The organism is Brachybacterium aquaticum, from assembly GCF_014204755.1.
In the GTDB taxonomy this organism is placed as follows: Bacteria; Actinomycetota; Actinomycetes; order Actinomycetales; family Dermabacteraceae; genus Brachybacterium; species Brachybacterium aquaticum.
On sequence record NZ_JACHLZ010000001.1, the window covers coordinates 103,901 to 120,297 of the forward strand.

A 16,397-nucleotide genomic window follows, 5' to 3' on the forward strand; every position below is an offset into this window, starting at 1 on the left:
AGCCCATGAGCACCGACGACGGTCCCCTGGACACCTCCCGCATCGGCCGTCCCGGCTCCTACTCCAAGGGCATCGCGAGGCGCCAGGAGATCCTCGACCGAGCGATCGAGGTGTTCCGCGATCGCGGGGCCGACGGCACCTCTCTGCGCCGCATCGCCGAGGCGATCGGCGTCTCGCATGGCGCGCTGCTGCACTACTTCTCCTCCCGCGAGGAGCTGCTGGTGGCCGTGTACGAGCATGCAGAGCATCGACGCGACCTGGAGGAGCAGGCGTCGGCCGACGAGGGCGCGACCGAGGGCGACGGTGAGACCGAGGGCTCCGCGGACGAGCGGGACGGGAAGGGCTTCGCCGTCGACGTGCTCACGAACGCGGCGCTCGCGAACCTCGAGGTCCCGGGCCTCGTCCAGCTCTACTCCACCCTGGTGGCGACCTCGCTCGAGTCCGAGAAGGGGCCCTCCCGCGAGTTCTTCACCAGCCGCTTCGAGCGTGTGCGCTCCGACCTCACGGAGCGCCTGCGCGAGGACCAGGCCGCCGGACGGGTCCGCGACGACCTGGACCCCGCCCGGATCGCGGCCCTGATCGTCGCCGCGTCGGACGGCCTGCAGATCCAGTGGCTGCTCGAGCCGTCCATCGCGCTGAAGGAGACGCTGGAGGACTTCGCGGTGCTGCTGGCGCCGCCGGGCGAGCGGACCCCGTGACCGCCGCCCTCCCCGCACCCCGCCGCTTCGGCCCCCTGCGCGACAAGCACTCCCGCCCGTACCTGATCACGGCGGGGCTGTCGATGATGGGCGACAACATCGAGCACGTCATCACCTACTGGGTGCTGTGGCAGGTGTTCGCCTCGCCGTGGCTGGTCGGCTTCCAGCTGATCAGTCACTGGCTGCCCTTCCTGCTCTTCTCCGTTGTCTTCGGCGGGCTCGCCGAGAAGTACGACTGCCGACGCCTCATCCAGATCGCCCAGCTGCTGTTCGCGTTCGTGTCGCTGAGCTGGGGGCTGCTGTTCCTCACCGGGACGCTGGAGATGTGGAGCGCCTGCGTGCTGCTGGTGCTGCACGGCTGCGCCGGCGCGTTGTGGGGTCCGGCCGAGCAGCTGATGCTCCACGACTTCGCCACCCCGGAGGAGCTGCCGAGCGCCGTGCGGCTGAACGCCACGTTCAAGAGCCTCGGTGTCCTCGCTGGGCCGGTGGTCGGCTCGGCGCTCATGCTCCTGCTCGGCACGACGTGGGGGATCTTCGCCAACATCCTGTTCTACCTGCCGATGACCCTGCTCATGCTGCGCACCCCCTTCACCGGCCACACCCGCTCCGGCTACGTGCGTCGGGAGCGGATCTCGATCCTGGACACCCCGCGGGTGCTCGGCACCGTGCGCCGCGATCCGGTGCTGGTGGGGATGATCGCCCTGGCCGGACTGATCGCCGTGTGCATGGGCACCTCGCTGCAGGTGGTCATGCCGTCCGTCGCGGACGGCCTCGGAGCCGGGGACGAGGGCGGCCTCGGGTACGGGGCGCTGCTGTTCGCCAACGGCGTCGGCGGGGTGGTCGGCGGAATCCTCATCGAGGCCACCGGCGTGCTCCGCGTCGAGGTGCGCAGCGCCGTCCTCGCCGCGATCGTGTACGGGCTGACGTCGATCATCGCGGTCACCTCCGGAAGCTACGCCCTGGTGCTCACTGCGCTCGTGATCGGCGGGGTCGCGAACCTCGCCGCGACCGCGGTCGGCCAGGCGCTCGTGCAGATCCGTGCCCCCGAGGAACAGCGCGGCCGCGTGGTCGGGGCGTACTCGATGATCGGCAGCGGAATGCGCACCGGCAACGGCATCACCCTCGGCGCGATCGGCACTGTGCTCGGGGTGGGCGGCGCGGTCGCCGTCGGCGGCGTCGGCCTCATCGCCGGCACCGCGCTCATCGCCGCTCTGATCGCTCTCCACGCCCGGCGAGGGCGCGCGGCCTGAGACATGCGGCGACGCCCCGGAGATTCCCCCGGGGCGTCGTGGTCAGCTGGTGCGGAGCTGGGCAGTCAGCCGTTGCGTCGGCGCTGGAGCCAGATCGCGCCGACTCCGCCGAGCAGGGCGAGGACAGCGACCGCGGCCGGCAGCATGACGCTCGTACCGGTCTCGGCGAGCTCGCCGCCGCCGTCGGACGCCTCGGAGCCCTCACCGCCGCCGTCGGATGCGGCCGGGGCGGTGGCGCCGGTGGCGTCGGTCGCCTGACCGTTCTGCGCTCCGGTGGCCGGGTCGATCACCGCATGCGCATCGGCCGGGGCGGTGCCCACCTGGCCCTCGGAGACACCGTGCGCGAACAGCGAGGTCATGAGCAGGGCGAGGTTGCCCTTCTCGACCTGCGCCTGGGTGTACTCCGGGATCGCGGCCGGGAAGTCGTTGGTCGCATTGCTCGGCGCGGCCGGGGGCTGCTGCGGGGCGTGCGCCGCCGGGGCGGGCCGGCCCGCGGCCGACGGGTCACCGCTACGCGGGAACGGGTTCGTCGCCGTGCTCGGTGCGGCCGGATCCGTGGCCGTGGGGGACTGGGCGCTGGCGCCCGGCGGGGGAGTGTTCTGGCCGGAGGTGCTGTCCTCTCCGGCGCTCGCCGAGGGCTGGCCGTTGTTATTGGTCCCGCCGGTCTGATCGCCGGTCTGCTGGCCGCCCGTCTGGCTCTCGTCGGTCGAGCTGCTGCCTTTGTCCGCCCCGTCTCCGGAGCCGTCGGTGCTCTGGCCGTCGTCGGCGCCGTCGCCCGGGGTCGGGGTGGTGGTGCCGTCGTCCATGGAGGGAGGGGTCGTCTCCCCACCGTCACCGGGCTCCTCGGCGGGCGGATCGCTGGGCTGCTCGGGCTCCGGGGTCGGCTCCGGAGTGGGCTCGGGATCCGGGGTCGGCTCCGGGTCCGGAGAGGGCTCAGGATCCGGGGGCGGCTCCTCCTCGGGCGGCGCAGCCACGGTGAACCCGACGGTGTCCTGCACGCTGTTGACGGTGACGATGGCCGAGTAGTCGCCCTCGGTCTCGGGAGCGAAGGTCGCCGAGACGCCGCCATCGGAATCGGCGGTCACATCGGCGTCCTCTTGGGAGTCCGAGTTCCCGGGAATGAAGATCTCGATGGTCCCGGACCCGGGGTACGGGGCGAAGCAGGTACCGGAGATCGTCACGGACTGACCGACGGTGATCGACGACGAGGACGCGCTGGCCTGCGGATTCTGGTCCTGGCAGTCCGCAGACGGGGCGGGGTCCCCGCCCCCGTCGGACGCGTCGCCCGGCGCCGCGAACGCGGCCGTCGGCCCCATCGCGCACGCCGCAGCGAGCAGGAGCCCGGCGCTGACGCGGGCGGTGGTGCGGCGGACGATCATCGGAACCTCTCAGGTGGCATGCAGGACCGGTCATACTGTATGGGGCGACAGTGCTCCCGTGACCCACGATGTGTTCATCGCGCGGCAAACTCTTCATGAACAGCCGTCCGGGAGCGGACCCGAGGAGCCGACATGATCGAGAATGTGCCCGGCGACCCCGAGCCCTCCACCGACGAGCGCCCCACCGGGGAGACCCTCACCGAGGCGCAGGTCCACGAGATCGCCGAGGAGGCGGACGCGGTGGTCCGCGAGATCGCCACGATCGTCGAGGGCAAGGACGAGGTCGCGCGCATCGCGGTGCTCGTGCTGCTGGCCGGCGGGCACCTCCTGGTCGAGGACATCCCGGGCGTCGGCAAGACGATGCTCGCCAAGTCCCTGGCCGCAGCGCTCGGCGCCGAGCGCCACCGCATCCAGTTCACCCCCGACCTGCTGCCCGGCGACGTCACCGGCGCGAGCGTGTTCAACCAGGCCAGCGGCGAGTTCGAGTTCCGTCCCGGCGCCGTGTTCACCCAGATCCTGCTGGCCGACGAGATCAACCGCGCCTCTCCGAAGACCCAGTCCGCCCTCCTCGAGGCGATGGAGGAGCGGCAGGTCAGCGTCGACGGCACCACCTACGCCCTCGCCGAGCCGTTCATGGTCGTCGCCACCGCCAACCCTGTCGAGATGGAGGGCACCTACCGCCTGCCCGAGGCGCAGCGCGACCGGTTCCTCGCCCAGACCTCCATGGGCTACCCGGTCCCGTCGGCCGAGGCGCGGATGCTCGCCGCCCAGGCCGGCCCCGTCCCCATCGGGGACCGCGACATCCTCGACGCCGTCACCGAGCGCACCAGCCCGGAGCGGATCGCCGCCCATGTGCGGGCCGTGCGCGCCGTCCACGCCTCCCCGGTGGTGCTCGACTACGTGGTGCGTCTGGCGGATGCGACCCGCTCCCACCCGCAGATCACCCTCGGCGCCTCGCCCCGCGCGGCCGTGCACCTGGTCCGCGCGGCGAAGGCGAAGGCGGCGCTGTCGGGCCGCACCTACGTCACCCCGCAGGACGTGCACGACGTGATCATGCCGGTGTGGCGCCACCGCCTGCACCTGACCCCGCAGGCCCTCTCGCGCGGGGCGAGCGCGGGCGATCTGCTGGATCAGGTGCTGCGCAGCACGGCGCAGACGTGAGCCCCCGAGCGGCCACCGGGGCGCGACCGGGCAGCCTCCTGCGCCCCACCGGGCGCGGCCTCGTGATCCTCCTGGCCTGCCCGGCGCTGTGGCTGCTCAGCGACCTCACCCGCGTCACCCCCGCGCGTCAGCTCGCCGCCGCGCTCCTGCTGATCCTCGTCGTCTCCGCGGTCTCGATGGCCGTGATCTCGGTGGGGCTGCGCGTGAGCAGGCGGGTCGTGGACGATGCGGTGCCCGTCGGCGGCGTCGCCCGCGTGATGCTCGAGGTGACCGGCAGCGCCCTGATCACCACCCTCCCGCTCGGCCGCGGGATCGTGCGCGAGCACCTGCCGGCCGCGCTCGGCGGCCAGGGCGACCTGCCGCTCGCCCGCCGCATGCCCCACGTCCTGCACGTCACCCGCCGCGGCGGCCACGACCTCGGCCCCTGCTCCCTCATCGTCCGCGACGTGTTCGGCCTGTTCCACCTTCGCCGCACCGTCGTGGACGCGCAGCGGATCACGGGCCTGCCCGTCGTCGCCGAGATGACCCCCGCGGCCGAGCGCGCCACCGGCATCGCCCCCGAGGCCGTCGTCGGCGTGGCCCCGGTGCCGGGCATCGGCGAGATCGGCCCGATCGCCCGCCCCTACGCCAGCGGCGACGACATCCGCAGGATCCACTGGCGCGCGAGCGCCCGCGTCGGCCGCCTCATGACCCGCGAGGACGAGCCCGCCGCCGGGCGCAGCGCCGTGGTCGTCCTGGACACCACCCGCCGCGAGGGCCTCACCGCCCAGGTCGAGGACGCGCTCGTCTCGCACGCCGCGACCGTGCTCGAGGCACTGGGCCTGAACGGTTGGGAGGTGCGGATCGTCGACGCCGCCGGCGACGAGATCACCCGCACCCAGCGTCGACGGGGCATCCCCGGCCCGTCGCCGCTGGGGAGCGAGGCCGATGCCCTCGAGCGCCGCGCCTCCCTGCTCGCCCTCGCCGACGTCGACTTCGACGACGACATCGCGGCCGACGGGGTCGGGCACGACCACGCGGCCGGGCACGCCGAGCTCGCCATCGCGCTCGGGCCCGACACCGGCGAGCCCTTCTCCGGCCTCGAGCTGGACCGCTTCGCCGGCCGCGCCACCCACCGCACGGCGATCGCGCTGCGCCCGGCCCTGCCCGACGAGGACGAGGACGGGGGGCGCGGGGCGCGGCGCGCGCGCCGCATCGGCCCGGCCGACGGGGACGATTTCGGCCACGCCCATGAGCGCTACGCGCAGCAGCTCGCCGCCGCCCGCGCCGAGCGCCCGCCGCGCCACTCCCGGATCTGGACCTGGACCCTCGTGGGCGGCACCAGCGCCGACACCCTCAGCGACCTGCTCACCGCGGCCGAGGAGGAGACGGCATGAGCGGGAAGAGGGTGAGCGGGGAGCACACGAGCGGGAAGAACGAGAGCCGGGAGGAGACGCCGTGAGCCCGCTGCTCGGCCGACCCACCCTCGAGGGCGGCGCCCTGACCGGCCGCGCGCTGCTGCTGCTCGTCGCCGTGCTCCTCGCCGCCGCCCCCATCACCCAGCTGCTCGCCGGGTCGTCCTGGTTCCTCATCGCCATGACGTGTGCGATGCCGGTGATCCTCGGCGGGCTCGTGCTGCGTCACCTGCTGCGCCGCACCCTGCTCGTGCCCGTGCTGCAGCTGGTCCTGATCGTGGTGCTGCTGCTGGTCGTCGAGACGTTCGTGGGGGTAGCGCCCTGGAGCGAAGGGCCGCTCGCCGTGATCGCCGCCCAGCAGGAGGTGTTCCGCCTCGGCGTGCGGGAGCTCGCCTCCGGCGTCGCGCCGCTGCTGCTCGGCCCCGAGGGGACCGTGCTCGCCGTCGCCATCGGCGCGCTCGTGGTGCTCGTGCTGGACATGATGTTCCTCGACCTCGGCTGGCACACCCCCACCGGGCTCGCGCTCATGGGGTCACTGCTCATCCCTTCGTTGCAGCAGCCCGCCGGCGGTCCCTGGTGGCAGGTGGTGCTGCCCGTCGCCGCCGGTGCCGCGATCCTCGCCACCCGCACCGCCCACGGCGACCCCCGCTACCTCGTGGGGGACCGGCGCCCCCAGGCCGGGCCCCTCCACCGCCCCTGGCGGACCCTCGGCGCGGCGGCGCTGAGCGTCGCGCTCGTCGCCGGGCTCACCCCGCTGCTCGCCCCCGCCCTGCCCCAGCTTGTGGAGCCGCGGGTCGCCCTGAACGTCGAGCTGCTGAACCGCTGGCAGGACCCCGACGCGCCCGCGCTCGGCCCGGTCATGGTCGACGACTCCGTCTCGGTGCGCCGCGCCCTGCTCGAGCAGAGCGACACCGAGGTGCTGCGCTACACCACCACCTCCACCGACCCCTCCTACCTGCGCCTGCGCACCCTGAACAGCTTCGACGGCGAGACCTTCCGCGCCACCGCCTCCGGCGAGGGCGTGGACCTGGGCCTGGACGCCTTCTCCACCGCGCGCGACGACGGCCGGACCCTCGGGGACGCGTCGGGCGACGTCACCCGGATGCAGATCCAGAGCTATGCCGGGGACCGCCTGCCCGTCCCCGAGAACCTCCGCCGCCTCGACGCGGACGACCCCGCGCTGCAGGACGCGGTGTCCCTCGACCCCGTCAGCGGCGAGGCGAGGACCGGTGCGACCGCCATGGGACTCGTCGGCCAGCAGTACGAGATCCTCTCCGAGCCGACCGCCGCCACCCCCGACGAGCTGCGCACCGTCCCCGACTCCCAGCTCCGCGCCCCCTTCGACACCGGCTACACCTCCAGCGACGAGGTGCCGCAGGTCGCCGCCGACCTCGCCGAGGAGGTCGCGGCCAACGCCGGGGCCGACAACGCCTTCGACACCGCGCTCGCCTACCAGGACTACTTCCGCAACACCTTCGCCTACTCCCTGACCGTCTCCACCCCGCCCGGCGCGGACCCGCTGGAGTCCTTCCTCGAGGACCGCATCGGGTACTGCGAGCAGTTCGCCGCGGCGTTCGCGCTGATGATGACCTCGCAGGGCTACCCGACCCGCGTGGTCATCGGCTTCACCGCCGGGGACGTGGACGGCGAGGAGCGCACCGTCACCGCCCGCAACGCCCACGCCTGGCCCGAGGTGTGGTTCGGGCCCGAGTACGGCTGGGTCCAGTTCGAGCCCACCCCCGCCGCGGCCGCGAACGGCGTGCGCACGCCCGCCGTCACCGATGCCACCGCCGGGGCGGACGACGTCGAGGCGCCGACCGACGCCCCGACCACCGAGGCGCCCAGCGACTCGCCCTCGAGCACCGAGGAGGGAACTACCGAGGAGCAGTCCTCGGCCGAGGCGCAGGCATCGGACGCCGGCGGCGTCTCGACCGGGACCGTGCGCCGCGTCGAGTTCGGCATGTTCACCGTGCTCGGCCTCGGCGTGCTGGTCACGGTCGCGGCCGCGGCCACCGTGCTGATGATCCGCCGACGGCGGGTGACAGCGCGCGAGGAGCGCTGGGCGGCGCTCGCTGAGGGCGTCGGGGGCGGCGCGGCCGACGGGGGCGGGGCCGACGGGGGTGCGGCCGACGGGGGCGGAGCCCCCGCGCCCGGTGGACGCGGCGGCGCGCCCGCCGACCCGTACTCCGCCGAGCGCTTGCGACGCCGGGCCGGGGAGCTCGCCTGGTCCGAGCTCGAGCGGGAGCTGTCCGTGCGCCGGCTCGCTATCCGCTGGCTCGGGATCACCGGCGCTTGGGGCCGCCCGCCGCAGCAGCTCACACTGGACCGCACCCTGCCCCCGCACCGCGCCCTGGACGACCTTCTCGACCAGATCGCGGCCGGGTCCCGCGAGGTCACCGCGGAGGACCGCGCCGCCGCAGGCCGTGTCGCCGACGCCCATACCGCCGCGGTCTACGCCGCCCGGTTGCCGGAGGCGGGGGAGGGGGCGGCCGGTGCGGTGAGCGCTGCCCCGTCGGCCGCGCCCGCGTCGTCGGCCACGACCGAGCCCGCCGCGTCGCCCGCGACCCGCCCCGCGCGCCCCGTGCACCCGCTGCGCCACGACGCCGATCGTCTCGTCGAGCTCATCCGCACCGCGCGCTGACCGAGTCCCCGGTAAGGGGTCTCCGAGCCCTGCGTCGAGCGCTGACCCCGGTTGCTGAGGCGCTGACCCCGGTTGCTGAAAAGGCATGAGCGTCTGTGTTCCATAGGTGGAACACAGACGCTCATGACTTACGGGTAACCCGCCCGCCCGGCGAGTTGTGGGTAGCTCACCGGGCCGGTGGCGGGGTGGGGTGGGGCGCGCCCCGGGGCACGGTGCCCCGCCGCTCAGTCGCCCGAGCCGGAGGCGACGTCGGCCGCGCCGGGGGCCTCGTCGGCCGCGGCCTGCGCGACCGGGTCGGCCGAGCCCGCACCCTCGCCGTAGAGGCGGTTGGGGGCCTGCTCTTCGAAGATCTTCGCGGCGCGCAGCGAGTCGACCTCGCCGACCACGGGGTTCGGCTGGTGTGTGCCGCGGGTGCCGCCGTAGAGGGAGATGAGGTTCATCGCGACCGCGCGCTGGTTGCGGTGGCCGAGCATCTTGGTGATGTGCACGGCGAGCCAGGCGCCCCACCCCGGGGAGCCAGCGAGCCCGCCGAAGTGGGGGATCTCCGCGATCGCGGCATGACGGCCGATGGTGGCCATGGTGCCCAGGTCCGTGTAGGAGAACTTCTTGCGCGGCGTGCCCGCCACCTCGGCGGCGATGTTCTTCGCGGCGGCGCGGCCGGTCTGGATCGCGGGCTGCGCGAGCTGGGGCAGGGCCTCGTCCTGGGCGGCGATGTCGCCGGCGGCGTACACCCCGGGGAAACCCTTGACCTGCAGGTAGTCGTCCACCGCGAGGCGTCCGCGCTTGTCCTGCGGCAGGCCCCACTCCTTGACGTAGTCGGGGATGCCCACGCCTGCGGCCCAGATGGTGATGTCGGACTCGAGCACGGTGTCGTCGTCCAGGACCACGTGGTCGTAGCCCACCGCCTTCACGCCGTGGCCGAGCTTGAGGATCACGCCGCGCTTGCGCAGCTCCTCGGCCGCGTAGCCGCGGTACTTGGTGGAGAACTCCTTGAGCAGCTCCTCGCCGCGCTGGAGCACGGTGACCTGGAGGGTGCCGGGGTCCATCTCCGGGTAGAGGATGTCCAGCTCCTGCATGCGGAAGTCCGCGAGTGCACCGGCGATCTCCACGCCCGTCGGCCCGCCGCCCACGATCGCGACGTGCAGCTTGTCGTGGGTGGTGGAACCGCGGCCGGTGCCCGCCTCACGGCTGGAGCGCTCGAGCTCGGAGAAGACGCGATCGCGGATCGCCAGGGCCTGCGAGCGCGTGTACATCGGCATCGCGTGCTCCTCGGCGCCCGGGGTGCCGAAGAAGGTGGTGGTCGCGCCGTTGGCGACCACGAGGTAGTCGTAGGAGAGCTCCTGCTCGCCGCGCTGGCCCTCGTCCAGCGTGACGACCTTGCGCTCGGGGTCCACGTTCAGCACCTCGCCCTGGCGGTAGCGCATGTTGGGGACCTTCAGGGACAGGCCGCGCAGGAACATGGTGACGTCGCCCGGGTTCAGGCCCGCGGTCGCCACCTGGTAGAGCAGCGGCTGAAAGGTCTTGTAGACGTTGCGGTCGATCAGGGTGACGCGCACGCGCGCATCGCGCAGGCCCAGCACGGCATTCGCGCCGGCGAAGCCACCGCCCAGGATGACCACGTGCGGCCAGCTCGCACCGTCCTTCGCGGGGACGGTGGGACGGCGGCTGAGGAACGGCATCATCATGGGGAGACTCCTTGGGCGACGGGATCCCGGGGCCGGGCGCGGCGGGTGGCCGGCCAGGTTCTGGACCGCGTCTGTCGAGGGGAGAGCGGCGGAGCTGAGCGGGCTGCGGGCGGGGCCGGGGGCGGTCCGCGGAACCGGATCCGAGATCATCGGGGCCGGATCCGCGACGTGCGGAGCTCTCGGTCCGTCCTGAGTCCTCGCCGATGCTACCCATTCGCGGGGCCGACGGCACGAGCCCGAGGGGCGGTAGTGGTCAGGCATCACAAGCGCGGGGTGCGGGTCGGGGTCGCCTCGGGGAGCCCGGCGAACGCTTGCCCGCCCCGCTCCCCACGCTCTCCCGCCGTCATCCGACAAGCGTCAAATCTTGGCAAAGCGCGGCTTTGCCGCAGGTCAAGCGCGCGGGGCCAGGTGGGCGTCTCAGATGAATTCTGGATGACAGCTCGATACCGGATGGGCGAAACCGGGGACGGAACGGCTGTCGATGGGGTGAGATGACATGGCGCACACGTGCGTCCCCTTCTCGACTCCCGTCGCCCCTCCCTGTCTCCAGGAGCCTCCTTCATGATCGACAACCCCGTCCGCCGCGTCGCGCGCGGCGCGGCCGTCGGCCTCGGCGCCACTGCCTTCGCGTTCGCGACGGCCGTGGTCCCGATCAGCGCCGCTGCCGCCGCCGAGCCCGGCGACCAGGTCACCCTGCTCGGCTTCAACGACTTCCACGGCGCCCTCAACGGCGGTGCGGCCCTCGCCTGCACCGTCACCAACGCCCGCGCCGAGGCCTCGAACTCCGTGCTCATCTCCTCCGGCGACAACGTGGGCGGCTCCGCCTTCGTCTCCGCCGTCGCGAACGACGAGCCGACCATCGACTTCCTCAACGCCCTCGGCGTCGACGCGAGCGCGATCGGCAACCACGAGTACGACCAGGGTCAGGACGACCTGAAGGACCGCATCGAGCCGCACACCGACTTCCCGGACCTCGCCGCGAACGTCTACCAGGCCGACGGCACCCGCCTCCACGAGGCCTACACCGTGGTCGACCAGGGCGACGTGAAGGTCGCCGTCGTCGGTGCGGTCACCACCAAGACCGTCGCCAAGGTGAGTCCCGCCGCGATCCAGGGCCTCGAGTTCCGCGACCCGGTCGACTCGGTCAACGCCGCGATCGACGAGATGGATCGGGATGGTGTCGAGTACGACGTCCTCGTCGTCTCCTACCACGAGGGTGCCACCGGCTCCGCCGAGGTCGGCTCCGCCCCGGCGAGTACCGAGGCCATCTTCGACAAGATCGTGAGCGAGACCTCTGCCGAGGCTGATGCGATCTTCAACGGCGACTCCCACCAGACCTACGCGTACAACGCGCCGGTCCCCAGCCAGGAGGGCGAGGTCCGCCCGATCATCCAGACCGGAGCCAGCGCTGCGAACCTCGGCACCGTCACCCTCGAGCTCGGGGCCGACGGGGACTGGGACGTCTCCGAGGACCCGAACCTGATCGCCACCTCCGGTGTGGATCCGGCCAGCTGCGCCGGCGACCCGGTCTTCGACGCCGCCGCCGGTGTCGCGGCCGACGCGATCGACGAGGCCGCGGTGCTGGGCTCCGTCGAGGTCGGCACCATCGGCGGTGACATCACCACCTCCTGGAACGACTCCAAGGCCACCTACGACGAGAACGGCGTGCGCGTCCCGCTCGCCGACGTCGCCGGTGCCAACCAGGCCACCACCAAGGGTGATGACCGCACCCGCCACTCCGCGGCCGGCAACATGCTCGCCGACTCCATGAAGTGGTACCTCGAGGAGTCCGGCAAGGCCGGCGAGCACGAGGTCATCGGCTGGATGAACCCCGGCGGCATCCGCGCCGAGCTGTGGGACGCTGCCGCGGGCGCCGAGGGCGATGGCGTGGTCACCTACGCCGAGGCCAACAACATGGTGCCCTTCGGTAACACCCTGAACTCCGGCGAGGTCACCGGCGCCCAGTTCGTGCAGATGCTCGAGGACCAGTGGAACGATGACACCGACGCGTTCCTCGCCTTCAGCGTCTCGAACAACGTCGAGTACATCTTCGACTCCTCCGCCGACCGTGAGGGCCGCATCATCCAGGTGCGCGTGAACGGCGAGCCGATCCAGGACGATGCGCTTTACACCATCGTCACCGCCAGCTTCCTCTTCGAGGGTGGCGACGGCATGAAGACCCTCGCCGGTGCCCAGGACGTGCGCGACTCCGGCGTTCTGGACCGCGATGCCTTCACCGAGTACCTCGGCGCCTTCCCGGATCTCGCCCCCGACTACTCGCAGCGTCAGATCGACGTGCAGGTCCTCGAGGCCGGCGAGTACGATTCCGCGGCCGGCATCGACCAGGACCCGGTCCTGCGCCTGTCCCGCCTCGAGTCCCTCAGCCTCGGCGCTCCCCGCATCACCTCGGTGACCGTGGACGCCGGCGAGTACGGCACCTTCGAGGCGCCCTACGAGCTCGATGACGAGACCGGCAAGTACCGCGCCGACGTCACCCTCACCGACTGGCTGTGCGTCCCCGCGGACACCCAGGTGCCGCTGACCGTCACCGCGATCCCCGAGGTCGGGACCGAGATCGTCTTCGAGGTCGAGTCCTTCACCTGGACCTCCGGCAGCGCCCCGAGCGAGCTCTGCGGCGACGACGATGACGACACCACCACCCCGCCGCCCGGCGACGATGATGACGACGACACCACCACCCCGCCCCCGGGTGACGATGACGACACCACCACCCCGCCGCCCGGCGACGACGATGACGACTCCACCACACCGCCCCCGAGCGACAACGGCGGTTCCGACAACGGTGGCTCCGACAACGGTGGGACCAACAACGGCGGGACCAACAACGGTGGTTCCAACAATGGTGGTTCCAACAATGGTGGGACCAACAACGGTGGTTCCAACAATGGTGGCTCCAACAATGGTGGTTCCAACAATGGTGGCTCCACCAACGGCGGCACCAACAATGGCGGTTCCAACAACGGTGGCTCCAACAACGGTCGCTCCGACCTGCCCCGCACCGGTGCTCCCGCCGGCGCGATGGCCGCAGCTGCCGGTCTCCTGACCCTCTCGGGTCTGGGCGCCCTCGGCCTGCACCGCCGCTTCACCCGCGGCTGACGCACCACCCACCACGCACGAGGGAGGGGCCGGATCTCCTCGCGAGGTTCGGCCCCTTCGCTCGCTCTGCCCGCTTCCCTTCTCGAAGCTCCCGCCCTGGCGCAGCCGCCGGGGCGCCCTTCCCCGGCATCCCCGCCGGGGCGCCCCGTCCCGGCGCTCGTCGGCCGCGACGACATCACTCTTCCCACCCCTCTCCCACTCCCAGGAGCACCTATGTCACCCCGCCTCACCGGCGACGCGCTGCGCACCCCGTTCACGCGCATCGGCATCACCGCCGCCGCCTTCGCCCTCGGGCTCTCCGCCCTGCCTGGCATGTCCCCGGCCGCCAACGCCGCCGTCGTCACCCCCGGTGACGTCCAGATCAACGAGGTCTACGGCGGTGGCGGCAACTCCGGCGCCACCTTCAAGAACGACTTCGTCGAGCTGGTCAACACCTCCGACCAGGACATCTCGATCGACGGGTGGATGCTGCACTATGCCTCCGCGGCCGGCGACCGCATCGGCGGCCGTCTGGCGCTGACCGGCACCGTTCCCGCCGGCGGCACCTTCCTCATCCAGCTCGCCGCAGGCAACGGCAACGGGGCCGACCTCCCCACCGCAGACCTGACCGGCGGGCTCAACGCCTCCGGCACCACCGGCGTCTTCCTTCTCACCAACACCTCCGGTGAGCTGGTCTGCGCGGGCGCGGCCTGCGCCGAGGATCCCGCGGTTGTCGACCTCGTCGGCTGGGGCTCCGGCGCCACCCGCTTCTCCGGCACCGCCCCGGCGCCCGGCACCACCAACGCCACCTCGATCTCCCGCGTCGCCGCGACCGGCGAGAACTCGACCGACTTCGTCGCCGGCGCCCCCACCCCGGCCCCGTCCGGCGGCTCCACCACCGATCCCGAGGATCCCGAGGACCCGGAGGAGCCCGGCCAGCCGGGCGAGACCCGCGAGGTCTCCATCGCCGAGATCCAGGGCACCGGCGCCACGAGCCCGCTGGTCGGCCAGACCGTGACCACCGAGGGCGTCGTCACCGCCGTCTACGCGACCGGCGGCCTCAACGGCTACGTCATCCAGACCGGCGGCACCGGCGGCGCGCTCGACTTCTCCACCCACACCGGCTCCACCGCCGTGTTCGTGTACTCGTCCGCCACCGCCTCCCAGGTCGCCATCGGCGACTCGGTGCGCGTGACCGGCCAGGTCTCGGAGTACAACGGCTCCACCCAGATCTCCGTCGGCGCCACTGGCCTTGCGAAGCTCGACACCGCCCTCGAGCCGGTCCAGCCCGCCACCCTCACGGGCGGCTTCCCCACCGAGGAGGCGCAGCGCGAGTCGATCGAGCACATGCTGTACCTGCCCGGCGAGGGCGACTTCACCGTCACCGACGTGTACAGCACCAACACGTACGGCGAGGTCGGTCTCGCCATCGGCGACGAGCCGCTGTGGCAGGCCGGCGACATCATGCGCCCCGGCGCGGAGGCCACCGCCTACTACGAGAGCCGCGCCGATCAGCTGGTGCTGCTCGACGACGGCCGCACGACCAACTTCCAGTCCAACCCCACCCAGCCGATGAGCTGGCTGACCACCGAGGAGCCCGTGCGGGTCGGGGCCCACCCCACCTTCACCGAGCCCGTCGTGGTCGCCTACTCCTTCAAGCAGTGGCGTCTGAACACCACCACCCCGTGGGAGTCGGCCTCCACCGACGGTGTGGACTTCGAGAACACCCGCCAGGACGCCCCCGACGAGGTGGGCGGCGACCTCCAGCTCGCCACCTTCAACGTGCTGAACTACTTCACCACCCTCGGCGCGGACACCCCCGGCTGCACCCCGTACACCAACATCCACGGTGACGGCACCAACGTGCGCGGCGGCTGCGACCTCCGCGGCGCATGGGACGAGGGCGACCTCGAGCGCCAGCAGTCCAAGATCGTCGACGCGATCTCCGGCACCGGCGCCGAGGTGGTGGGCCTGACCGAGATCGAGAACTCCGCCCGACTCGGCGAGACGCCCGACGAGGCCACCGCCACCCTGGTCGCCGCGCTGAACGTCAAGGACGGCGAGGGCACCTGGGCCTACGTCCCCACCGCGGAGGCCTACGCCGCGCAGGGCCTGACCGGTGGTCAGGACGCGATCACCAACGCGATCATCTACAAGCCCGCCGCGGTCACCCCCGTCGGCGGCGCGCAGATCCTCGCCGGCGATCCCGCCTTCGACAACGCCCGCGAGCCGATCGGCCAGGTCTTCGCGCCGCTCGGTGAGGGTGCGGATGGCGAGTCCGTGCAGGGCGAGCCGTTCTTCTTCTCCATCAACCACTTCAAGTCCAAGGGTTCCGCGGACGCCGAGGACGCGGGTCTCGTGGCCGACCCGGTCCAGGGCAACTCCCGCACCTCTCGCCTCCAGCAGGCCCAGGCGCTGCTGACCTGGGGTGAGGAGACCGCGGCCGCGGCCGGTGTCGAGGACATCTTCTACGGCGGCGACTTCAACTCCTACACCCAGGAGGACCCGCTGCACCTGTTCTACGACCAGGGCTTCATCAATGTCGGCGAGACCTACGACGCCGAGAGCTGGTCCTACAGCTATGGCGGCATGGTCGGCTCGCTCGATCACGTGCTCGCGAACCCGTCGGCCGCTGAGCGCCTCACCGGTGCCACCGACTGGCAGATCAACGGCCCCGAGTCCGTGATGACCCAGTACGCCCGCTATCAGAACAACGTGGTGGACGTCTACGAGTCCGGTCCCTTCGGGTCCTCGGACCACGACCCGATCATCGTGGGCCTGAACGCCGAGTTCCCCGCCGCTCCGGAGGAGCCGGGCGAGCCGCAGGAGCCGGGCACCGGCACCGACAACCCCAACAAGGGCCCGGGCAACAACTCCGGCACCCCCGGCGGCCAGAACTCCGGCAACGGGAACTCCAACGGCAACGGCCCCGGCAGCAACAACGGGAACGGCAACGGGAATAACGGGAACGACAACCCGAACAAGGGCCCGGGCAACAACTCCGGCAAGGGCAAGGGCAACAACTGAGCCCCTGCTCGTCCCCGAGGGGCCAGGTCTGACAGGCTTGTCCTGACGAACCCGCCCCGGTCCTGA

9 protein-coding genes are annotated in these 16,397 nt (G+C 72.4%); 7 read left to right on the forward strand and 2 right to left on the reverse strand.

Features of this window, described 5'->3' with window-relative positions; all coding sequences use genetic code 11:
• The first annotated feature begins 5 nt into the window (after positions 1–5).
• The gene (locus HNR70_RS00440) at positions 6–698 is read left to right on the forward strand and encodes a TetR/AcrR family transcriptional regulator (RefSeq protein WP_184323921.1); all 693 of its coding nucleotides are present in this window, start codon (positions 6–8) and stop codon (positions 696–698) included.
• Entirely contained in the window at positions 695–1,948 is a 1,254-nt protein-coding gene (locus HNR70_RS00445) for an MFS transporter (RefSeq protein WP_184323922.1), read from the forward strand. The genes HNR70_RS00440 and HNR70_RS00445 overlap by 4 nt, the downstream gene beginning before the upstream one ends.
• Positions 1,949–2,013: 65 nt before the next feature.
• Here HNR70_RS00445 and HNR70_RS00450 read toward each other — a convergent pair whose 3' ends face one another.
• Positions 2,014–3,327, reverse strand: coding sequence for an LPXTG cell wall anchor domain-containing protein (locus HNR70_RS00450; protein ID WP_184323923.1), 1,314 nt, complete (start codon positions 3,325–3,327; stop codon positions 2,014–2,016).
• A gap of 132 nt (positions 3,328–3,459) precedes the next feature.
• On the opposite strand from HNR70_RS00450, the gene HNR70_RS00455 reads away from it, so the two are divergent.
• The 3 genes from HNR70_RS00455 to HNR70_RS00465 all read left to right on the forward strand — a co-directional run bounded on the left by HNR70_RS00455 (position 3,460) and on the right by HNR70_RS00465 (position 8,523).
• Positions 3,460–4,488 carry an AAA family ATPase gene (locus HNR70_RS00455; protein WP_184323924.1) on the forward strand — a complete coding sequence of 343 codons (1,029 nt, stop codon included), beginning with the start codon at positions 3,460–3,462 and terminating at the stop codon, positions 4,486–4,488.
• Positions 4,485–5,864, forward strand: coding sequence for a DUF58 domain-containing protein (locus tag HNR70_RS00460; RefSeq protein WP_184323925.1), 1,380 nt, complete (start codon positions 4,485–4,487; stop codon positions 5,862–5,864). Before HNR70_RS00455 ends, HNR70_RS00460 begins: the two co-directional genes overlap by 4 nt.
• 61 nt (positions 5,865–5,925) lie before the next feature.
• Positions 5,926–8,523 (forward strand): transglutaminase TgpA family protein, encoded by a 2,598-nt coding sequence (locus HNR70_RS00465; protein WP_184323926.1) that lies wholly within the window; start codon positions 5,926–5,928, stop codon positions 8,521–8,523.
• A gap of 224 nt (positions 8,524–8,747) precedes the next feature.
• Here the strand turns inward: HNR70_RS00465 and HNR70_RS00470 are convergent, their stop codons facing one another.
• Positions 8,748–10,208 carry an NAD(P)/FAD-dependent oxidoreductase gene (locus HNR70_RS00470; protein WP_184323927.1) on the reverse strand — a complete coding sequence of 487 codons (1,461 nt, stop codon included), beginning with the start codon at positions 10,206–10,208 and terminating at the stop codon, positions 8,748–8,750.
• 561 nt (positions 10,209–10,769) lie between these two features.
• Between HNR70_RS00470 and HNR70_RS00475 the strand changes: the two genes are divergently transcribed.
• Both HNR70_RS00475 and HNR70_RS00480 read left to right on the forward strand, forming a co-directional pair.
• Positions 10,770–13,325: a bifunctional metallophosphatase/5'-nucleotidase gene (locus tag HNR70_RS00475; RefSeq protein ID WP_184323928.1), complete on the forward strand. Its 2,556-nt coding sequence runs from the start codon at positions 10,770–10,772 to the stop codon at positions 13,323–13,325.
• Positions 13,326–13,538: 213 nt separating this feature from the next.
• Positions 13,539–16,331, forward strand: a complete 2,793-nt coding sequence (locus HNR70_RS00480) for an ExeM/NucH family extracellular endonuclease (protein WP_184323929.1) — start codon at positions 13,539–13,541, stop codon at positions 16,329–16,331.
• Positions 16,332–16,397: the final 66 nt, after the last annotated feature.